The 20285-nt window shown below is 38.9% G+C and carries 18 protein-coding genes and 1 pseudogene; 11 read left to right on the top strand and 8 right to left on the bottom strand.

Going from position 1 to position 20285, the window contains the following annotated elements:
• The first annotated feature begins 9 nt into the window (after positions 1 to 9).
• Positions 10 to 1626, top strand: coding sequence for a glycosyltransferase family 39 protein (locus tag F8S12_RS10945; RefSeq protein ID WP_196516321.1), 1617 nt, complete (start codon positions 10 to 12; stop codon positions 1624 to 1626).
• On the opposite strand, the gene F8S12_RS10950 is transcribed toward F8S12_RS10945, so the two are convergent.
• Positions 1623 to 3896 (bottom strand): glycosyltransferase, encoded by a 2274-nt coding sequence (locus tag F8S12_RS10950; RefSeq protein ID WP_196516322.1) that lies wholly within the window; start codon positions 3894 to 3896, stop codon positions 1623 to 1625. The genes F8S12_RS10945 and F8S12_RS10950 overlap by 4 nt on opposite strands.
• Positions 3897 to 4208: 312 nt before the next feature.
• On the opposite strand from F8S12_RS10950, the gene F8S12_RS10955 reads away from it, so the two are divergent.
• The gene (locus F8S12_RS10955) at positions 4209 to 4928 is read left to right on the top strand and encodes a DUF4079 domain-containing protein (RefSeq protein ID WP_196516323.1); all 720 of its coding nucleotides are present in this window, start codon (positions 4209 to 4211) and stop codon (positions 4926 to 4928) included.
• A 150-nt stretch (positions 4929 to 5078) separates the two neighbouring features.
• On the opposite strand, the gene F8S12_RS10960 is transcribed toward F8S12_RS10955, so the two are convergent.
• Complete coding sequence (locus F8S12_RS10960; RefSeq protein ID WP_196516324.1) at positions 5079 to 5273, bottom strand: hypothetical protein; 195 nt, start codon at positions 5271 to 5273, stop codon at positions 5079 to 5081.
• 163 nt (positions 5274 to 5436) lie between these two features.
• Here F8S12_RS10960 and F8S12_RS10965 point away from each other — a divergent pair, with 163 nt between their 5' ends.
• A complete protein-coding gene (locus F8S12_RS10965; RefSeq protein ID WP_196516325.1) occupies positions 5437 to 5955 on the top strand; it encodes a GNAT family N-acetyltransferase in 519 nt (172 codons plus the stop codon).
• A gap of 118 nt (positions 5956 to 6073) precedes the next feature.
• On the opposite strand, the gene F8S12_RS10970 is transcribed toward F8S12_RS10965, so the two are convergent.
• On the bottom strand, positions 6074 to 6691 hold the full coding sequence (locus F8S12_RS10970) for a class I SAM-dependent methyltransferase (RefSeq protein WP_196516326.1): 618 nt from the start codon (positions 6689 to 6691) through the stop codon (positions 6074 to 6076).
• Between the two features lie 700 nt (positions 6692 to 7391).
• On the opposite strand from F8S12_RS10970, the gene F8S12_RS10975 reads away from it, so the two are divergent.
• From F8S12_RS10975 to arsS, 4 genes are all read left to right on the top strand, one after another.
• Positions 7392 to 7679, top strand: coding sequence for a Mo-dependent nitrogenase C-terminal domain-containing protein (locus tag F8S12_RS10975; protein ID WP_196516327.1), 288 nt, complete (start codon positions 7392 to 7394; stop codon positions 7677 to 7679).
• Between the two features lie 191 nt (positions 7680 to 7870).
• The gene (locus F8S12_RS10980; RefSeq protein WP_196516328.1) at positions 7871 to 8551 is read left to right on the top strand and encodes a response regulator transcription factor; all 681 of its coding nucleotides are present in this window, start codon (positions 7871 to 7873) and stop codon (positions 8549 to 8551) included.
• 142 nt (positions 8552 to 8693) lie between these two features.
• On the top strand, positions 8694 to 9662 hold the full coding sequence (arsM, locus tag F8S12_RS10985) for an arsenosugar biosynthesis arsenite methyltransferase ArsM (RefSeq protein WP_196516329.1): 969 nt from the start codon (positions 8694 to 8696) through the stop codon (positions 9660 to 9662).
• 330 nt (positions 9663 to 9992) lie between these two features.
• Positions 9993 to 11006: an arsenosugar biosynthesis radical SAM (seleno)protein ArsS gene (arsS, locus tag F8S12_RS10990; RefSeq protein ID WP_230967940.1), complete on the top strand. Its 1014-nt coding sequence runs from the start codon at positions 9993 to 9995 to the stop codon at positions 11004 to 11006.
• Between the two features lie 292 nt (positions 11007 to 11298).
• On the opposite strand, the gene F8S12_RS10995 is transcribed toward arsS, so the two are convergent.
• Together F8S12_RS10995 and F8S12_RS11000 are read right to left on the bottom strand one after the other, a co-directional pair.
• Positions 11299 to 13047: a hypothetical protein gene (locus F8S12_RS10995; protein ID WP_196516330.1), complete on the bottom strand. Its 1749-nt coding sequence runs from the start codon at positions 13045 to 13047 to the stop codon at positions 11299 to 11301.
• Between the two features lie 3 nt (positions 13048 to 13050).
• Positions 13051 to 13629: a hypothetical protein gene (locus tag F8S12_RS11000; protein ID WP_196516331.1), complete on the bottom strand. Its 579-nt coding sequence runs from the start codon at positions 13627 to 13629 to the stop codon at positions 13051 to 13053.
• 336 nt (positions 13630 to 13965) lie between these two features.
• On the opposite strand from F8S12_RS11000, the gene F8S12_RS11005 reads away from it, so the two are divergent.
• Positions 13966 to 14973 (top strand): zinc-dependent alcohol dehydrogenase family protein, encoded by a 1008-nt coding sequence (locus F8S12_RS11005; protein WP_196516332.1) that lies wholly within the window; start codon positions 13966 to 13968, stop codon positions 14971 to 14973.
• Between the two features lie 45 nt (positions 14974 to 15018).
• Here the strand turns inward: F8S12_RS11005 and F8S12_RS11010 are convergent, their stop codons facing one another.
• On the bottom strand, positions 15019 to 15216 hold the full coding sequence (locus tag F8S12_RS11010) for a hypothetical protein (protein ID WP_196516333.1): 198 nt from the start codon (positions 15214 to 15216) through the stop codon (positions 15019 to 15021).
• Positions 15217 to 15457: 241 nt separating this feature from the next.
• Entirely contained in the window at positions 15458 to 16228 is a 771-nt protein-coding gene (locus F8S12_RS11015; protein ID WP_196516334.1) for a glucosamine-6-phosphate deaminase, read from the bottom strand.
• Positions 16229 to 16423: 195 nt separating this feature from the next.
• Between F8S12_RS11015 and F8S12_RS11020 the strand changes: the two genes are divergently transcribed.
• Together F8S12_RS11020 and F8S12_RS11025 are read left to right on the top strand one after the other, a co-directional pair.
• The gene (locus F8S12_RS11020; protein WP_196516335.1) at positions 16424 to 17110 is read left to right on the top strand and encodes an HAD family hydrolase; all 687 of its coding nucleotides are present in this window, start codon (positions 16424 to 16426) and stop codon (positions 17108 to 17110) included.
• 333 nt (positions 17111 to 17443) lie between these two features.
• Positions 17444 to 17899, top strand: coding sequence for a helix-turn-helix domain-containing protein (locus F8S12_RS11025; protein ID WP_196516336.1), 456 nt, complete (start codon positions 17444 to 17446; stop codon positions 17897 to 17899).
• A 70-nt stretch (positions 17900 to 17969) separates the two neighbouring features.
• Here F8S12_RS11025 and gatA read toward each other — a convergent pair whose 3' ends face one another.
• Positions 17970 to 19430 (bottom strand): Asp-tRNA(Asn)/Glu-tRNA(Gln) amidotransferase subunit GatA, encoded by a 1461-nt coding sequence (gatA, locus tag F8S12_RS11030; RefSeq protein WP_196516337.1) that lies wholly within the window; start codon positions 19428 to 19430, stop codon positions 17970 to 17972.
• Between the two features lie 281 nt (positions 19431 to 19711).
• Here gatA and F8S12_RS42290 point away from each other — a divergent pair.
• Positions 19712 to 20285, top strand: a pseudogene (locus F8S12_RS42290) (ISH3 family transposase); the annotation flags it as partial.

Genomic DNA, 20285 nt, shown 5'->3' on the forward strand with positions numbered 1-20285 from the left:
AATTTAGTTATGCGGCATCTCAAACTAAGTCCCAGTAGGTTGCGGTTTCTCGTTGTCGTTTTCTTAATGATTAGTGTATTTTTTCGCTTTTTTAATCTTGACGGCAAAGTTTACTGGCACGATGAGACTTTTACTTCATTGCGAATTTCTGGTTATACGGCAAGTGAAGTAAAACAGCAAATATTTAATGGTCGTGTAATTACTAAAGAAAGTTTTGCTAAATTCCAAAGTTACAATCGCGAAAAAGGCTTAAGTGACACAATTAAGTCTTTAGCAATGGAAGATCCACAGCATCCACCACTATATTATATAATCGCTCGGTTTTGGGTGGGAATTTTTGGCAATTCGGTGACGGCAATTAGAAGTTTATCTGCTTTGATTAGCTTGTTGATTTTTCCCAGTGTTTATTGGCTATGTCGAGAATTATTTAAAGCATCACTATGGGTATCGGAGATTGCGATCGCACTCATGGCAATCTCCCCAATTCATCTAGTATACGCCCAGGAAGCACGAGAATATATTCTTTGGATGGTAACTATATTAGTATGCAGCGCCTCATTGCTACGAGCATTACGGCTGGAATCGAAAGATAAAGCACCACGCATATTAACCTGGGGAATCTATGCACTAACTTTAGCGATCAGTCTCTATACATTTTTGTTGAGTGGATTTTTAGCAGTTGCTCACGGGATTTATGTAATTGCCACTGCAAGATTTAAGTTGACTGGGACAGTGAAAGCTTATTTTTTAGCATCCTTAGCGGGGTTTTTAGCCTTCACGCCTTGGATAGTGATTGTGATAGCTAACTTTTTGCAATTTGACGGTTCAACAGCCTGGACAAAGATGCAGTTACCTGTAGAGATTTTAATTAAATCTTGGCTTTTACAGTTGAGCCGGATTTTTATTGATTTAAACTTTGGCTTTGAAAATCACTTTAGTTTTGTAATTACGCCAATTTTTTTAACTCTTATTGGATACTCTATTTATTTTATTTGCCGAACAACTAATTACAAAGTCTGGTTGTTTATTGTGACGTTGATTTTCATTCCTGCACTACCTCTAGTGCTACCAGATTTAATTTTTGGGGGTATACGCTCACTTTCTGAACGCTATCTGTTACCTTCTTATTTGGGCATTCAACTAGCTGTTACTTACTTACTAGCTACACAGCTAAATAATGAGAGTCTTTTCCGCCGGAGAATTTGGCAAACAATCATGGGACTAGTAATTATTTGTGGGCTAGTTTCTTATGGAGTGAATTCCCAGGCAGAAACTTGGTGGAGTAAGGTTATTAGCTATGGTAATCCACAAGTTGCGAAAATTATTAATCAGGCTGCCCATCCACTTTTGATTAGTGATGCTTCTGGAATTAATTATGGAAATGTCTTTTCTCTAAGCTATCTTTTACAGCCAAAAGTGCAGTTTCAATTAGTAAAAGACCAAACTATACCTACTATTGCTAATGAGTTCACTGATATTTTTTTACTAAATCCTTCAGATATCTGGCGCAAGCAAATAGAAACGAATTATCAGTGTACAACGAATGTTTTATATAGTGACAATCACTACCTGCTCTGGAAATTAGAAAATCTTCACTCATTTATACACGCTATAAAAAAATCTTAGACTTGCGAAACAGTCATTGGGCTAACATCTACTTTTCTATTAAATAAAATTCGTGGTTTTAGCAAAATTTTAAATAGTAACAACACGGAATATAACTCTCCTGGTGCATTCTTGTGCTTCCACTGTCCCGGACGACAAAATAGCATTTCTACAAGGCGGCGATGTTGAGTTAAAGTTATTGATTCAAACTTAACACGTACTGTAGGAAATTCATCTTTAAACCCAGTACGCACAACCTCACAAGTAAGCTGTAAATTTTCTTCTATAATTTCTATATCTATTGGCTGATGGGCAAATAAATAGCCTGGTAACTTTTGAGTCAAAGCAACTTCAGCACCCACTTCAGAAATCATTGTAGTCACACCCCATAAATTCTGCTCACCAACTTTTAGCTGCACGACTCGCCGCAAATCAAACCATTCGTACATATCTGCTTTCGGCGCATCTACTAAAATTAATAGGGTAATACCAATCATGATTATATTATAAGTACTCCACAGCCAACCTAAATTGATCCCTGTAATTTGTTGAGCAGTTTCCGGTTTAACTGTGGTAGCCCACCACCCTTTAAATATGTATATATCCAGATTTTGCCACAAACTAACAGCAGTAGCGATAAACAAAATTAGGAGGGGGAGGGCTAAAGTCCAATTAAAAATATACTGATTATTCGCTATACCCTTGGGTGTGACTTTAAATCCTCTTGCAAAGGGATTAACCATAACTTGTATCGTATTTAGTACCAAAGGAAGACATATTATCAGTGAATAAATATCTGATAGTAAAAATGAACAAGAACGATAATTTAACCAAGAGAATGTGGCAACATTCAATAAATAGTATGGCAATAAAAAAAATAACAATTCTCCTGCTGTTGCCCGAACGGGAATTATATCTAAAAACGAATATGCTAATGGGATAAGCAAAAAATAGATCCTAGATAACTGACTAAACCAATACGACAATCCAGCTAAAGAAGCTAACCTTTGCATGAGGGTTAGCCCAGGAATTGTTAAAGGATTAGATTTAATAAAAAGGGTCTGTAGTGTACCTTGCTCCCACCTTAATCGCTGAGTTGCAAAAGCAGCAGTATTTTCTGCTGCTAACCCGGCACTTAACTTTTCATTTAAATAAAGTAAACGGTAGCCTTGAGCAGATAAGCGAACTCCTGTGTAATAATCTTCACTTAAAGATTCAGTTACAAAACCCCCTATTTTCTCTAAAAAACTTCTGCGAACGACAAAGGATGTACCAGAACAAATTGCACTAGCTGAAGTATCACGACTTGTCTGAATTTGCCGACTAAATACTTCTGATTCAGGGGTGATAACATTTTCTAAGCCTAGATTTCTGGCTATGGGATCTGCGTTATAAAAGCTTTGGGGTGTTTGTACAAGAGCCATTTTTTCATCTTGAAAAAAGCCAACAGTGCGAGTGAGAAAGTTTTTTGTCGGGATAAAATCGGCATCAAAAACTACTATTAATTCGCTGTTAGTTTTAGCGATCGCATTATTTAAATTTCCCGCTTTCGCATAACTGTTGTCAGGTCGTATTATATAATAACAACCTAACTCCTCTGCCAATTCTTTCATTTCTAAACGATTGGTATCATCCAAAAGATAAACTGTTTTATTGGCATAATCTAGAGCTTGACAACCAATAATTGTCCGTCGCAAAATAAAACAAGGCTCGTTATAAGTTGGGATTAAAATATCAACATTTGGTAAATAAATGCCACTAATTACAGCTAATGATTTTACATCTGCTTCCTGGTGACGTTCTTTGATATCTAACATGAAAAATAGCTGTATGATGTTAGTAGATAGCATTAACATCTCAGCAAAAAATAATCCTAGACTAAATACCCCATTTAACGGATCTACTAAGTTTAAGGTAGAGAGCGATCGCCACAGAATATAGCGCAAAGTTACAATGAATATAATTATTACTATTAATCGTTGTGACCAAATACGGGGTTGTGGAGAAATTTTCATCACTACAAACACAGTTAGCAATAATCCCACAGTGGGTAGTAGTAAATATTTACCCTCTATTCTTGGTAATTCTAACCACATTGGTGGGTGCATTTGCCATTCGTTAACTTGAGTAAAAACTCCACTAATTCTGTCTTCACCAGCGAACCACCCTGCTATAACAATGCCAGATAATAAAACAATGCCTAATACAATCACTGTTGCTGTATGGAGTTGGATAACTCTCTTGGAAACAGGGGTTTGAGATGGTTTGTAGCTAAACTTTGATCCTGACATTTCGCCCTTTTTGCCTAAAACTATTCTGCCAAGAAAGCATTTTGGCTGACTATTTTTTGAGAAAATGTAACAAAATATTTTTAATAATACTTTATCCTAAGAAATATTGCTACTGTATTTTTTGATACACATATAATTATTACTAGAGTTATAACCTTTTATTAAGATTTTAAATATTTACTTTCTTAAAATCAGCTAAAAATAATAAACATAAATATTAAACAGATTCTAATCTGAAATTAATTTAAGTTATGATACGATGCTTTAAATTATCTTTTGAGATGAATTTAATCATTTATTAAAAGGTATTGTATGCAAATAACAGATTTTCTTGGTCTTTTACATCCAGCGATCGCAATTATATTCGTCTTTCCACTCATCGGTACAGTGGTTAATTTTGCTTGGCAAACACGCCAACGCAGACTGGAAATTTTAGCCGGCAATAAGAGTAAAATTCCTCCAGTGGTAGGTTCAGAACATAAGCAGTTAGGTGAACGGCTAACAAGTGCAGTTGTCGGATTAACTTTAATTGGATTATCCTACCCAATTGGCAAAAATATTATCAAAAATCAATTGTGGAATAAAGCACCTTTTCAAGTTGTCTTTATCCTGTTGATATTTGCTGCAACCATCGCCTCTTTAGTATTTCTTTATCGGGCAAAGCAGCGAATGTGGCGGGCAGCTTTTGCCACTTTAAGTGGTGCGGGTTTAGTAATTCTAGGCTGTCAGGATGGAGTATATCGTCTCACAAATCAGTGGTATTGGTCACATTATTATATTGGGATGACGGCAGCCCTGCTGATGATTTTTTCATTAGCAATTGTTCAAGATATTTATCAAGATAAATCTAATCGCTGGCGGATCATCCACACGATTTTAAACTGCATTGCCTTATTGCTATTTATTGGACAAGGTATGACAGGAACACGAGACTTACTAGAAATTCCTTTGAGTTGGCAAGAACCATACATTTATATGTGTGATTTTGCTAATAAAACTTGTCCAACTGCAAATCCTCAAGCACCAAAATAGGCAAGGGTAGCAGGGAAAGAATCGAAAACTCATAATAAAACGAGTGGATAATTAGGGGCAGTACACCACATATCCACTCAAAATTTCCTGGATTAAGGTCACTACAAAAGACCCCAAGAAATTATTAAAACTTGAGATATTTTAAACCAATTAACGTGATTCAGTTCCTTGATTGGGGCTACCTGCCACAGAATCTTCTCCTGGTGCTTCTGGTGTAGCAGTGGGTTTAGCATCACTCTTTTCAGCATCGCCAGTTTTGCGGATACTTTCGTCGAGGGGGGTTTGGTAGCCACCAGAAGCAGTAGGGGTAGCTTCTTGATTGTTAGATTTTTGTTGTTCAGCCATCACTACATTCCTAATCATTTAGTCTTGCTATTATCTTAAGAAGATTAGGGTGTAAGTTTATCTATCCAAGATATAGTTATGGCTGATTTTCTCCTCTATCGGAAGTATTGTTTAGTACTACTATGGTGTGATGATTGTCATACAAACTATTAAAGTGTAATTAATGAACCAGAGTAATCTATCGTTACCATCTGGGTATGTCCTTCGCAAAGCAACCTCGGCGGATGAGTGGTCGATTCGATTGCTGGTATTTTCAGCGAGACTCGACCCAACCCAGTTAAATTGGCAGCAATTTTGGGTAATTGAATGTGATGCCTACGGCGGGCAAAGCCTACGCAATCTGGTAGCTTGTGGACAGTTACGTAATTTCTCAGGGACGCAAGAACTTGGTAGTTTAGTCGTTGCATCAGCTTGCAGAGGTCGCAGTTTGGGTACTTTACTAACGCAGCATTTGATTAATACAGCAACGCAACCACTTTATCTAGAATGTTTAGGTCAGCGATTGGCGCAGTTTTACAGCCGCTTTGATTTTGTGCCAATATCATTTGAAGACTTGCCACAATTTCCCAGGACAAGAGGTTTGTCTACGCTCAAGGGGAAATTTAGATTCTCGCAATTAGCTAAAAGGCTGCTCAGAGTTCCTGTAGTGTTTATGGAATATCGAGGTCATACTAATTCGTAATTCGTAATGACGCTCGTTCCTCGCTACCGCTACGCTAACGTAATTCGTAATTAAGATACTTAGAATAAGGCTTGATACAAGCTGTTTCCAGCCCTTTACTTTGCCTGATTCCCTATTTTCAAATCGGAGATTTAGCAAAAATCGTTAGCAAGACAGGCCCTAGTAAATAGTGGTGATTCAAACACAATAGCCCAGCAGAGGAGCCAAGAAGTTGACGTTGATTAGGGCTGTAGAGTCTAATTCCACGGGGAGAGACTGGCAATAATTGAGGTTCTGACTCTTTTGTGGAGGTAATGTCAACCAAATAAAAACGTCCACCGGGAGAAAGTACCCGTGCTACCTCATTAAGCACCTGTTTGGGTTCCAAATAGTGCAAGAAGCTGATAGTGCTGAAAATGGCATCAAATTGACCATCAGCAAAGGGAAGAGACTCAGCTTTCCCCTCGATATAAATTAAACGTGGACGGTGGCGGTTGCTCTGTCTTGCTACCCGCAACATATTAGCAGAGAAATCCAATCCGGTGGCTCGCAGGTCGGGAAACTGAGTAGCAAGGCGCTCAAGTAAGCGTCCAGTACCACAGCCTATATCAAGTACATTTGCTGGCTCTGGTAAATCGACGTACTCCAGCAATCGTTTGTGAACAGCTCGATAAAACACTGAAGGAAAGAGCCAGTCGTAACTTGGTGCCCATTGGTCAAAAAGTAGCTTTTTGTTGCTGAAAAAGTCATGATTCATCAGTTTTCGCAGCTTTCCTAAAGCTTGATGCTTTTTGAGGGTAAGTTTAGCTGCGCCTCCAAGAAGTTGGTTAACAACACAAATTAACTATAGCGCTTCTGAATTGGTTGTAATACCAGGCTTTTGTAGAGTTAGTTAAGATATAGCGATTCTTAATTGTATAAAATACAGACCATTGGTAGGGGCACAGCATTGCTCATTGGTGTCAACTTAACATTGAAATAGTGGTTAAAAACCCTTGATTTTCTGTTAGCCCACGGAGGTGGGCTTTGTTTGTGTTCCTCGTTCCCAGTCTCTGACTGGGAATGCCTATTTTTAGGCTCCGCCTTCCTGACTCGCGGCAGCAGCCCAATGATGTGCATTTCCAGCCTCTGGCTGGAAACGAGGTTTTAAAGCAGTTTTAGCTTACGGTGTATTGCATCCAAACGAGAACCGCTATAGTCGGTGCATTAGCCTACGGCGTAACACGCCACTACGAAAATGCAATTTGGCACAAAAGATATGTTCGCCTTGACAAATTATTGGGAACTATAGCACTTGAATGTGTAGTTAACAGTGTGCCTAGAGACTCATTCTATCTCTGTAGAGAACCAAAGAATGAGCAATCAGTGCATAAAACTATAGAACCTAACCGTATGTATTTATATAGGTTCAAATACAACAGACTCAATCTAGTTTGAAATCATCAAGGTGAAAAATTATGTCAAGCTTTGTTCAAGCCCGGTTACCCAAAGATTTACTGCACCCAGTCCGCGAGTGGTTGGAAACGATAGAAATTAATAACTCCAAATTGGCTCATTTCCTGTGCAAATCTATTCCTGCTCAGTGTCCCTTTGAGCGAGACATCACGCTGTTTGGTCGGAAACTATTGCACATTCCTCCGATGTGTAAATTAAATCCCTTATACGAGGAAGTGGTTGGTTTGCGTTTTAGAGCGCTCTGTTATCTTGCCGATGAATGCGGTGAAGATGTTACAGCCTATTGCTAATAGCTCGTTGGATCGTTCTTTGATCAAGCGGTCATCGGTAATTGCAGACTTACAGTTGTTACTTACTCAGGTTTATACTAAGCTAACGTACACTTAATTAGATGTTTGGCTATTAAGTAGCTGACACCTCCTAAAGTGTTTACAGACCGTATTATTGCTTACCGTACCCTGCTGAAATCATTAACATCATCATGACGCACATCTTACTGGTTGAAGATGAAGTCAAATTGGCACGATTTATCGAATTGGAATTGAATTATGAAGGTTATCAAGTTAGCGTCGCCTACGATGGATTAACTGCAATCACCGCAGCGCGTGAGTTACATCTAGATTTAGTAATTTTAGACTGGGTGTTGCCAGGTTTGTCGGGGTTGGAAATTTGCCGCCGCCTGCGAAGTGCTGATGATAAAGTGCCGATAATCTTATTAACCGTCAAAGATGAAGTAAGCGATCGCATTGCAGGCTTAGACGCTGGTGCTGATGATTACCTTGTTAAACCCTTCAGCGTTGATCAATTATTAGCCAGAGTCCGCACCCACCTGCGAAAAAGCCATCAAGCAGACACGGCAGATGTTTTAGAATTTGAAGACCTAAGTTTAAATCGTCGCACGCGCCAAGTGTACCGAAATCAGCGCTTAATTGAGTTAACGACTAAGGAATTTGATTTACTAGAATATTTATTAGCCCATCCACGACAGGTAATTACATGCGATCGCATTTTAGAGGAAGTATCGGGTTACGACTTCATGGGCGACGCCAACATTATCGAAACCTACATTCATTACCTGCGTCTGAAACTTGAAGCCAATAACGAAAAGTGCCTCATTCAAACTGTGAGCGGTATTGGCTACACATTGCGTGATGGAATCTAGATTAACGCAGATGCCCCAAACTCCCTTGTTTCACTAGGATTTGGGGTTTTTGCCCAGATTGGCAAAAACTCATCAAACTCAAGGTAAATTATACTAGGATGCATAAAGCTGTGATCATCCAAAATCCAAAATCTCAAATGGCATGACCTATTTAGAAACAGCAGCGCAATTTTACCGCGAAGTTGCCCAAACCCCGCAAGTTGGACTTTGTTGTGTGCAAAGTACACCCCTGCAACTACCAGGATTGAAAATTCCTTTGCTAATGCAGGAAATGAACTATGGTTGTGGCACCACTGTTCACCCCACCGAACTAGGAAACCAACCGACTGTGCTGTACGTCGGCGTTGGTGGCGGTTTAGAAGCGTTGCAATTCGCTTATTTTTCCCGCCATGCGGGTGCTGTAATCGCCGTTGAACCGGTTGAGGCCATGCGGGAAGCCGCCGCACGTAACCTGGAAATTGCTACTCAAGAAAACCCCTGGTTCGACATCAGTTTTGTAGAAATCCGCGCAGGGGATGCTTTTAACTTACCTGTTGCTGATGCTAGCGTCGATATCGTGGCACAGAATTGCCTTTTCAACATCTTTGAACCAGAAGATTTAACTCGTGCTTTAAAAGAAGCCTATCGAGTATTAAAACCAGGTGGACGCTTGCAGATGAGCGATCCAATTGCTACTAGTCAAATTCCAGCACATCTCCAACAAGATGAACGACTGAGAGCGATGTGTTTATCAGGCGCACTCACATATCAAGAGTACACCGAACGAATTACAAATGCTGGTTTTGGTCAAGTTGAAATTCGCGCCCGTCGTCCTTACCGTCTACTAGATTCCCAGACTTATAATTTAGAAGAAAACCTACTTTTAGAAAGTCTAGATTCTGTTTCCTTTAAAGTTGCTATTCCAGAAGATGGTGCTTGCATTTTCACTGGGAAAACAGCAATTTATGCTGGATTGGAACCCTTCTTCGACGACTCAGCAGGCCATCTACTTCAGCGAGGTATTCCCGCAGCAGTATGTGATAAAACCGCTAGTAAACTTGCGACGATAAAGCTAGCAGAAATAATTATTACCAATTCAACCTGGCACTATACTGGTGGTGGTTGCTGTTAATTTATTAAGAAAGAATTCAGGTGTCAGAATTCAGAACAATTCTGTGCGACTGGGGAATGAATGCACAATTTGAACATTTAACTAATTGCATTCTGAATTCTGACTTCTTCTCTATAAACCCCAAAATGTTGTTAATTAATCTATTTATCGCTACACTTTTTTAGCATATTCCAATGGTGCGGAGGCTGAAAAAGCCCAATACGGTTCGATTAAGGTTTTTTGATGAAAATTTTAGATCGGAAAGACGCGATAAATCGCCGTCTCTACGAAAGATTATTGCCAGGTTAAAAAAAATAATAAATTTGTGCCATCTTTAAGGATTAATAAATAATGCAAATTCAATCAAAAAGTATACTAGATACATCTATCACAAAATTCCACCACAAGCTTAATTTTTCTTTAACAAAAAAGGGAATTACTGTTTTACAAATTAATTTAGGTAAGCGTTGTAACCTTGCCTGCACACACTGTCATGTCGAAGCTAGTCCAAAACGTACAGAAGAGCTTTCGCCTGAAATTTGCGAACAATTAATTTCGCTAATCCACAAATTTCCCGAAATTCAAATTGTGGATTTGACTGGTGGCGCACCAGAAATGAATTATGGATTTAAGCCACTGGTAGAAGCAGCAAGAATAACTGGTAAACAAGTGATTGTCCGGTCTAATTTGACCATTTATTTTGAAGATGGATTTGGTGATTTACCAGAATACTTTGCTAAACACCAAATAAGAATCGTGGCTTCTCTACCCTGCTACCTAGCAGATAATGTTGATAAAATGCGCGGTGCTGGTATTTTTGATAGTTCAGTTAAAGCTTTGCAATTGCTTAACCAACTTGGCTATGGGAAAGAGCCAAATTTAATTTTGGATTTGGTATTTAACCCCCAGTTGCCCACAGGTGAAAAATTTTCTTTAGCTCCCGAACAGACTAACCTAGAACGAGATTACAAAATGTTCTTACAAGAACATTTTAATATTGTATTTAACAACCTCTTCACCATTACCAACCTACCAGTTGGTAGAACAAAAATGTATTTAGAACGGAGAAAACTATACACCAGCTATTTGCAGTTTTTAGAATCGCATTTTAATCCCAGCACAGTTGAACATTTAATGTGTCGTGATGAACTTTCAATTGACTATCTGGGCAATGTATACGATTGTGACTTTAACCAGATGATGAATCTACCTGCGAAAAATCGCAATGGTGAAAGCCTGACAGTTGCTAAATTGCTAGAAGCTGGCAGTTTAGACTTGATCAGTGAGATACAAACTGCTGCTTATTGCTATGGTTGTACTGCTGGGTGTGGTTCCAGTTGTGGTGGTGCTTTGCTTGAAAGTTAGCTAAAGGATTAAAGTTAGAAGCGATTGGGAATTTTTGACTCACTGGATTTATATCTGAGAGTGCGATCGCTAAAAAAAGTCTGTTACCAAAATTGTTACGTGTACTTTGTTATTGGGCAGTTACTTTATGATGATATTTAGTTAAGCTCCTCATACAACACCGAAAACCGTGAAACATAGTATTTCACGGTTTTTTCCTTTTCACGAACTTGTCTTTATACATTATGCTGTGAGATCAGATATGAGAGTGCGATCGCATCTTTCCACCCCTTTTAAAGAATTATTGCTCCATTCAAAAGCGAATCTCAGCTTTATCCAATTTTTCCTGAAGTTTTTTTCTAACTGCATCAGTAAATTTTAGATCAGATGCCAGACTTTTTAAATTAACATAGCTTTTACGTTGTCTAAGGTTTATTAGCTTATCGATAGTTGTTTGTTTTACACCTGTACCCTTGAAAGCAACAATAAGTTTATCTTTGTCAGCCTTATTGATATTAATAGCAGTAGGTGATGATGTTGATGATGTTGATGATGATGATGTTGATGATGTTGAGTCTGGCGTTGGTGCTGATGTCTGTTTTGGAGATACTTTTTCAGATTCAATAAATTGAATATTTTTAAGCTCTAACTTTCGGTGTAACAAAGATGGGCATGAAGGAGCAATCATAAAAGCTAGCTCAGGTGGGTTTGTGTCTGGCTTGAAATTAACATCACTTAACCATTTTTCAAACGTCTGCAAGTGTCCGCTCAAAAGCTCATAGTTTTTTGCTTCACCAAAAGCTCTAGCTACACTTGTACCGTTATGCAACAATTCCACGTAGCAGTCAAATGCATGACCTGATAGCACAGTTGTAGTTGAAACTGCCGATAATGTATATGCAGATTTACTCAAATAACTTGCCCACTTTGTTCTACACTGCGCTTCCACTAACTCGCGGGCATTGCCTTCAAATAGCTGTTCAGGTGCTTCCTTAAAATATTTTTCATGTATTTCAAGCAATGCAGAACCATATTCTTGGCAGAATTCCCTCAATGTATTAGCAGGGTTTAATCTTATATCTTGGATTTCTTGCCATGCTTGATTAAAATCTTTATATCCTTCGTAAGCTCCTTTAATACGTTCTGCAATTTTTGCTTTAATCAGATCGAATTCATTGCTATAACCTTTATTTAAATTGATAACTAAATCTCCTACCAGACTCTCAATTACAGAATCTTCGGCAATGAAACTTCCTACACTACCTGATGTTCCAACCAAATATATTAATAGGCGAATCTTTGATTTAAATTGTTGAAACGCTCTTTTAATCAATTGCTTAAAAAGTAATCTGGTTTCTTTAATCTCATTATAAAATTTTTCTAAAACATCTAACTCATCTGTAAGATAAACAAAACTAAACCTTGGATCAATAGCTGATATTGAGGACACTACATCGAAGAAAAACTCTTCAAAACCATACACACCATTATTGATATATTGTTTAAATTTATTACGAAATGGCATCAATTTATTCGTTGCTTTAAGTTGAGCAACTTCAGATTTATCTAAATAATCGCTTAGAATTCCTTCAGCTATATTTGTAACTGAGGGAGACAAATTTACATTGTGTAGTAACTGCCAGAATGTATCAGCTAGAATGTGGCAGTAAAGTTTGTCTATAAAGCTTTGACTGCTACCTCCCATCTGTATATCAGAAAGTTGGAATTGAATGACTACAGAGTGATTCTCATAAGTAGGCTGGGTTTTTGTTAACTCGTGCAAATAAGTAAGTAAAGAAGTTTTTCCACTACCAACTACGGCAGCAACAAATCTAAATGTAAAGTAACCATTATCAAATGTATGGCTCAGATCATCCTCAAGCAACTGAGTTATGTTAGATATCTGTCTGCCAGAGAGACTTTTAGCAGTAGACCCTTCACCATCTGAACCTGGAGGTCTGACAATCCTTTCAATCCTAATATCATCAATAAAACCAGCACCGGACTTTACTTGTTGAAGAAAATCTTTGATAAACCTTTTTTTTCCTGCATCTTCTGGCATATATTATTCTACCCATTGAATCAATTCTTCATTTTGCTCAATAACAGCAAAGATTTTGCCAGTTGATTTTAGTTTATTGAAATAATTATCTAAATTTGATTGAGAAATAGGATTCTTTTCACTAAACTTTTGACAAATATCTCGACTGCGAATAACAACAACGCCACGCAATTCTTGTTGCTTTCTTTCTGCAAAATATAGTTCTTTAAACTTTTCTACGAATGTATCAAAGTCCATGTCTTCTATAAGCACAGAAGAAACATAGTCTTTCAACGATGTTAGTTTAAGGCAATGCAGAAGAGTGTTTAGAACTTTTTGCCCTTTTGAAGAGTCGAATTTGTAGTCTGTAATTTGTAGATTTGCTACAAGCGCTTTCCTGCCCTCTTCTGTGACTGAAATCCGCCTTCTCTTGGGAGATTCTAGTAAATTTTCCTGGTATAGAGTGTTGTATATATCATCAGCATTTTTTTTGAGTTCTTTAGACAAATGCTCTTTGACAGTACCTTGAGTGACCGTACCCTCATCTGAGTAGGCAACCGTGTAAAGCAAGTAAAGCATTTGCTCTATGGAGAGTTTAGTCATAAATTCCTCTTACTCTTAAACAATTTTACTTAGACTTCTTTGGTGAACGTTCTAGACACGTTAACAAAGTCACATATAATACTTAAATATAAACAGTATTTATTACATTGCGTCAGTTCACCGACGAGTGGGTACGCAGAATTCCTTAAATTATTAATCTTGCGGATACAAATAACATTACCAAAAGTAATCGCCCCTTATCATAGTTTGTTAATGTAAAGCGCGATGTCTACGACAGGCTACGCCTACGCAGTTCTCTCTAAAACATATCTCTGTATCTCCCTCTTGCGCTAAAGTTGCAAATGAACGTGCATCTAAAGCCAGGAGGAAAGAGTTGTGAAAGCAGTCCTAATGACAGCATCTGGCAGTCCCGAAGTTCTGCAAGTACAGGAAGTACCAAACCCTGCTGTTCCTGTAGGTAATACTGAACTTTTAGTGCGTTTGGTGGCGGCTGGTATTAACCCCATTGACACTAAACTTCGTAGCCGAGGAACTTTCTACCCCGATCGCCTGCCGACAATTTTAGGATGCGATGGTGCAGGTATCGTGGAAGCGGTAGGTGCTGGTGTTCAGCATTTTCGCTCAGGTGATGAAGTATATTTTTGCTATGGCGGCTTAGGCGCACACCAAGGTAATTATGCTGAATATACCGTTGTGGATGAGCAGTTTGTGGCACATAAACCTGCGTCTATCTCCTTTGCCGAAGCAGCAGCAGCCCCTTTAGCATTAATCACCGCTTGGGAAGCTTTATATGAACGGGGACGATTGGAACCTGGGGAACGGGTTTTGATTCATGCGGGTGCTGGTGGTGTCGGTCATGTAGCAATTCAATTGGCAAAGCTCAAAGGTGCTACTGTTTCCACCACAGTCAGTTCTGAGGAAAAAGCTAATTTCGTCAAAGAACTCGGTGCAGACCATGTAATTTTTTACAAACAAACAGACTTTGTGCAAGCGGTATTAGATTGGACTAGCGGCGAAGGCGTAGACTTGGCTTTTGATACTGTAGGCGGCGAAACCTTTCACAAAACTTTTCCCGCAGTGCGAGTGTATGGTGATATTGTGACGATTCTCGAACCAGATGCTAATACTGTTTGGAAAACTGCTAGACAACGAAATCTCCGCATTAGCTTAGAATTAATGCTGACACCAGCGTTACTAGGATTGGAGGAAAGTCTCCAGCATCATGCAGAAATTCTCGAACAATGTACCACCTTGATTGATCAAGGTAAGTTAAAAATCCATGTTAGTCACAAGTTTCCTTTGAAAGAAGCAGCTAAAGCCCACCAATTGATTGAAAGCGGGTCTGTGGCGGGTAAAATTGTTCTGCTGATTAGCGATGAATGATCGAACAATTTGCATAAATTATTTTTTAAACGCATGGGCGCTTCTCTACGAGACGCTACGCGAACGCTTTCCCCCAGGGTAGGTATGCAGAGGGGTTTCTCGGCGCTCCTCTGCACTTTCCTTTGCGTTTACCTTAGCAGACATCGATTTAGAAAAATACACACAACTGAGCGATCGCTTAATTGAATTTGCTGATTTATCTGAAGCAATCCCTGCACCTGAACCTTTTCTTACTTCTAGCATCCTGCGATTATATTCAAGGTAGATATGGGGCAATTCCATATATCGGAAATTTGAATCATCTCATGTTTTCGTGTTTCTCGGAATGTCATTAAAATAGACGTGTAGAGTTTAGGAGAGAATCCGAGCAGATTAGTTCAAAGCGCAAAGGAACTGAATAAGCAAGAAGAATATGCTTAGGTTTGGTGTGTTTTTGATCGTGATTCTTGGACTACAGAAGATTTTAATAACGCTGTTAACAATGCTAAAGCAGGCTAGCAGAATTTACATCCAAAAATAACGTCGCTTGGGGTTGTTGACGAAGAATAGAAGCCGGACAGTCTGTGCTTATAGATCCTTGCAACATCTCCTTCACCACATTGGCTTTGCGTTTTTCTGAAGCAAGACAGAGAATTTTTTTGGCTAAACAAATCGTCGGGATGGTGACAGTAAAAGCATATTGTGGGACAGTTTCTAAATTCGGAAAGTGACCTGTGCTTACTTGTTGCTGACGGTTGACTGTATCCAGTTTCACTAGTTTCACACTGTAAGGATCTTGAAAATTTGCTACTGCTGGATCGTTAAAAGCCAAATGTCCATTTTCGCCAACACCAAGACAGCACAAGTCAATTGGTTGTGCTTGTAATAGTTTGGTGTAGCGATCGCATTCTGCCAGTGGTTGTAATGTATCACCTTCTATATAGTAAAATTCTTTAGGAGCAACCCGCTTCTCTACACGTTCTCGCATATACCGCCGGAAACTCGCAGAATGGTCAGCAGTAATTCCCAAATACTCGTCTAGATGGAACAGGGTAATCCTTGACCAATCTACACCACCCAATGCAATCAAAGCATCAAGAAATTTGAGTTGGGAGTTACCTGTTGCTAACAATACAGCAGCTGTATCCTGTTGTTTGAGGACTTGCTGTAAATTCTTTTGCGCGATTTCTGCAACGTCTTGGGCCATTTCGACTTCAGAGTTGTAAATCTGCACTAGTAAATCATCAACGCGAAAAAAGTTTGGATTGGCTAGCATTTGCTTACATAGAAGGTTATCAATTATACGGCAGTTTGTTAAGAGGTTCTACCTGTCTGCCCTTATATGCCTTATACAGTATAGATTTTAGGATTTAGCAGATTAATTTATAGCTTTTTGCCCTTATACAGCGCAAAAAAACAATGTAAACTATTTAAATTAAGTTAACAATTGTTTACATTTTACCCAAAAATCATGCTGGCTGCAATTCTCTTTGATCTAGATGGCACTATTGTCAACACTGACCCCATACACTACCGAGCTTGGCAAGAAATGCTGTTAAATTACAGCATAGAAATTGACGAAACATTTTATAAATCCCGAATTAGTGGGCGGCTAAATCCTGAAATTGTTAAAGACATTCTGCCACAATTATCAGTAGCAGAAGGGCAAAAATTTGCAGATGAAAAAGAGGCGCTTTTCCGCAAACTAGCCTTGAATCTCAAACCACTGAGTGGATTTTCTGAACTATTAGCATGGACAGAGATACATCAGCTAAAACGTGCATTAGTAACTAATGCACCTAAATTAAATGCAGAATTTATGCTAGAGGTTTTGGGAATAAAAGAAGCTTTCCATACAATTGTTTTAGCAGATGATTGTATAGCAGGTAAACCTGACCCTGCACCCTACCAAGCTGCCCTAAAGAAATTAGAGATTGAAGCAGAGGAAGCGATCGCTTTAGAAGATTCTCCCTCTGGTATCCGGGCTGCGGTAGGCGCAGATATCCGCACCATTGGTATAGCATCCACCCACGATCCTCAAGTTTTGCAGGAAGTCGGCGCATTTATGGCAATTCCAGATTTTACTGATTTGCAGTTGTGGACATTGCTTTCTTCACTCATTGAACCAGATTTGAGTGCGATCGCTTCTAATTTTTGAGCGCAAAACTTAGAACTTTAAGTAGAGATGCTTCCATTTTGCATCTCTACTTACTTTTCAGCAAGAATCGCGTAAATTTCCCGTTTAACTTGCTCTATGTATTAAAAATTGCAACGTGTTAATTTCCATGTCTTAAAATTTTACTCTTAAAGTATTTATTGTAACAATAAAAATACTTAATGCTAGCAGCTTTAGCATTTTTAATTATAGGATTGAACCGTTATCAAAAAACTTTTCCTAAAATTCATTATTCAGTAAATTTACGTATGCACATTTAAGTCTTCTCAATTCAATATATGAATAGTAGACATTAGTCCATAATGGGAGAAGACTGTGACGCTCTTAAATGAAGCTCAAGTAGAGCAGCTAAAAGAAATAACCACACACTTACGACAAGTAAGACAAGAAAAATCTATCCGCATAGAAGAAATAGCCGCTCAAACACTGATTCGATCAGGTGTTTTGCAAGCTTTAGAAGAAGAGCGATTTGAAGAATTGCCTGAGCCTATCTTTGTTCAAGGATTCATCCGTCGCTATGGAGATGCCTTAGGACTGGATGGAAATGCTTTATCATACGCCTTTATAACTAATGCCGTCCGCCAAGACTCCAATAATAATCACAAGAATTCAAACAACAAACCAAATACATACATACCTCTTGTTGTTACCTACATTCTATTATTAGTAGCTGCATCTGCTGGTCTTTTTTATACACTTAATCCACCACAAATTACGTCTGAATCCCCGACTCCAGAAGACAACACTCAACAGTCAATAGTCAGTAATTAGGCTGACAAATGACTAAAAAAGTACAAGGGTAGGAAGAAGAGGGGAAATAACTAGTGTCCAATGACAATTTTCAAGATATTTGCGGTTTACGCAGATGCCAACTAGTAGATTGCTCATAAGCATAAGCTACCTGAAACAGTTGGTCTTCTCGCAGCACATTGGCAATTAACTGTAATCCTATTGGTAAACCCTGATCATCAAAACCACATGGCAAACTTAAACTAGGTAAACCAGCAAGATTTACGGGAATAGTCATCAAGTCAGTTAAATACATACTTAAGGGGTCAGTAGTTTTTTCTCCCGCCTTGAATGCTGTAGTGGGAGATGTAGGACAGACCAACACATCAACGGCACCAAAAGCCTTTTCAAAGTCTTGCTTAATCAGGGTGCGGACTTTTTGGGCTTTCAAGTAGTAAGCGTCGTAATAACCAGCCGAAAGAGCATAAGTGCCGATCATAATCCGGCGTTTGACTTCTGTACCAAAACCAGCAGCACGGGTACGAGTGTACATCGACAGCAGATTATCTGCATCAGGAGCGCGGTATCCATATTTAACACCATCGTAACGAGCCAGGTTTGCTGACGCTTCTGATGGGGCGATGATGTAGTAGGTGGGTAAACCATAGCGAAAGCGAGGGCAGGAAACTATATGAATCTCCGCTCCCAAACTTTGTAGTAAATCTACTGCTTTGGTGACAGCTTGTTCCACAACAGAGTCCAAACCTTCACCAAAAGTTTCTTTAATGATACCAATTCTTAACTGACCTCTGGGTTTGAAGTTAGGTTTTAAGCTGGCGGCATAGTTAGGAATGGCAACTTTGAGACTGGTAGAGTCTTTGGGATCGTGACCTGCGATCGCACTTAATAATATTGCAGCATCTTCTACTGTGTTTGCAAATGGGCCAATTTGATCTAAAGACGAAGCGTAAGCTACCAAACCATAACGGGAAACTAAACCATAAGTCGGTTTCATCCCCACCACACCGCAAAAAGATGCAGGTTGGCGAATCGAACCACCAGTATCGGAACCGAGAGCAACCACACATTCTTGAGCCGCCACTGCTGCTGCGGAACCCCCCGAAGAACCACCCGGAACTCGTGACAAATCCCAAGGATTAGCCGTAACTTGGAAGGCTGAGTTTTCTGTAGAACTACCCATCGCAAACTCATCTAAGTTGGTTTTACCTACCATTACCGCCCCAGCATCCGCCAGTTTTTGCGTCGCCGTTGATTCATAAGGTGGCACGAAATTTTCCAAAATTCGGGAGGCGCAGGTGGTAGGAACTCCCTTGGTACACAAATTGTCCTTAATCCCGATAGGAATCCCTGCTAGCAGCCCAATTTCTTCTCCCGCAGCAATTTTGGCATCCACAGCACCCGCCTGCTCTAATGCTCGTTCTGCCGTCACACATAAAAAGCTGTGCAATTTCGGCTCTAATGCTTGAATGCGCTCTAAAGCGTCTTGGGTAATTTCAACGGCAGAACGTTCTTTTTTAACCAGTTGTTGGTGCAACTCGCGGATGGATGCCATGATTGCTCTCTTTGTGACTCAAGTCCTTGATTTTAGTACATATCGGTCAAGATTGGGTATGGAACATGGTTCAACAATGTTGCGTTGACGATAAATTTCACGACTAAACGAACCGCTACATCAGTAAACCAAAAAGTTTTTCCCAAAGAGCGATCGCTAGTCGCGACTACGTATATTAAAGTAAGATAAGCTACTTACATTATAATTAATGCTTATACTAATCTGAAAAATTTCAAAAAATGAAATGATGAAAGTATTGTGTAGCATATTGGCTGAAAAAATTGACTGTTTCATTAGAAGGACTGGCAATAACCGCCTCAGAAACCCTTGAAGAGGTTATTGAATGCTTAGTAGAAAATTTTTCTTTTTGATTCTCAAGGACTATGTGATCAAAAGACTTTATTCGAGATTCTTATAAAGGCAGCTAGCAATGGAGATAGTATCGAAAATACAGCCAAATCATTAAAGAATGTCCCTACAGCTAATGATATTAGATATCATCTTAATAAAATTAACAATTTTGAGGAATTAGAGATACAAATTAATCAAGCATTGAAAAGTCGAATTCCTTTAGGATTGAAAAAAAATTGTTTAAAAATAGCGATTGATTTAAATTTAATTTGCTATTATGGTAAGCCAACTTTACTAGAATTACCCTACATATATCGAAGTCAAGCCAAATCTGGTACTCATTCTTTTTACGCCTATGCAACTTTATATGTTATTAACAAAAATAAGCGTGTAACCCTCGCAGTTAGAGGTGTTCGCCAACTAGATATCAGTGTAGCAATAATTACTTATTTATTGGCAGAACTTGAATCCTTTAAAATAAATGTAAAAAAACTCTATTTGGAT

Origin of the sequence: Nostoc sp. WHI (assembly GCF_015714725.1) — a bacterium.
Taxonomy (GTDB): domain Bacteria; phylum Cyanobacteriota; class Cyanobacteriia; order Cyanobacteriales; family Nostocaceae; genus Nostoc.

What these genes read in the sequence shown, in the direction of transcription:
- gatA (WP_196516337.1), bottom strand. Translation starts at nt 19,430, where the DNA reads ATGGCATCCATCCGCGAGTTGCACCAACAACTGGTTAAAAAAGAACGT.
- arsS (WP_230967940.1), top strand. Translation starts at nt 9,993, where the DNA reads ATGCAAATTCAATCAAAAAGTATACTAGATACATCTATCACAAAATTC.
- F8S12_RS10980 (WP_196516328.1), top strand. Translation starts at nt 7,871, where the DNA reads ATGACGCACATCTTACTGGTTGAAGATGAAGTCAAATTGGCACGATTT.
- F8S12_RS11010 (WP_196516333.1), bottom strand. Translation starts at nt 15,216, where the DNA reads ATGCTAGAAGTAAGAAAAGGTTCAGGTGCAGGGATTGCTTCAGATAAA.
- F8S12_RS10960 (WP_196516324.1), bottom strand. Translation starts at nt 5,273, where the DNA reads ATGGCTGAACAACAAAAATCTAACAATCAAGAAGCTACCCCTACTGCT.
- F8S12_RS10950 (WP_196516322.1), bottom strand. Translation starts at nt 3,896, where the DNA reads ATGTCAGGATCAAAGTTTAGCTACAAACCATCTCAAACCCCTGTTTCC.
- F8S12_RS10970 (WP_196516326.1), bottom strand. Translation starts at nt 6,691, where the DNA reads ATGAATCATGACTTTTTCAGCAACAAAAAGCTACTTTTTGACCAATGG.
- F8S12_RS10965 (WP_196516325.1), top strand. Translation starts at nt 5,437, where the DNA reads ATGAACCAGAGTAATCTATCGTTACCATCTGGGTATGTCCTTCGCAAA.
- F8S12_RS11000 (WP_196516331.1), bottom strand. Translation starts at nt 13,629, where the DNA reads ATGACTAAACTCTCCATAGAGCAAATGCTTTACTTGCTTTACACGGTT.
- F8S12_RS10975 (WP_196516327.1), top strand. Translation starts at nt 7,392, where the DNA reads ATGTCAAGCTTTGTTCAAGCCCGGTTACCCAAAGATTTACTGCACCCA.
- F8S12_RS10995 (WP_196516330.1), bottom strand. Translation starts at nt 13,047, where the DNA reads ATGCCAGAAGATGCAGGAAAAAAAAGGTTTATCAAAGATTTTCTTCAA.
- F8S12_RS11020 (WP_196516335.1), top strand. Translation starts at nt 16,424, where the DNA reads ATGCTGGCTGCAATTCTCTTTGATCTAGATGGCACTATTGTCAACACT.
- F8S12_RS11015 (WP_196516334.1), bottom strand. Translation starts at nt 16,228, where the DNA reads ATGCTAGCCAATCCAAACTTTTTTCGCGTTGATGATTTACTAGTGCAG.
- F8S12_RS10945 (WP_196516321.1), top strand. Translation starts at nt 10, where the DNA reads ATGCGGCATCTCAAACTAAGTCCCAGTAGGTTGCGGTTTCTCGTTGTC.
- F8S12_RS10955 (WP_196516323.1), top strand. Translation starts at nt 4,209, where the DNA reads ATGCAAATAACAGATTTTCTTGGTCTTTTACATCCAGCGATCGCAATT.
- arsM (WP_196516329.1), top strand. Translation starts at nt 8,694, where the DNA reads ATGACCTATTTAGAAACAGCAGCGCAATTTTACCGCGAAGTTGCCCAA.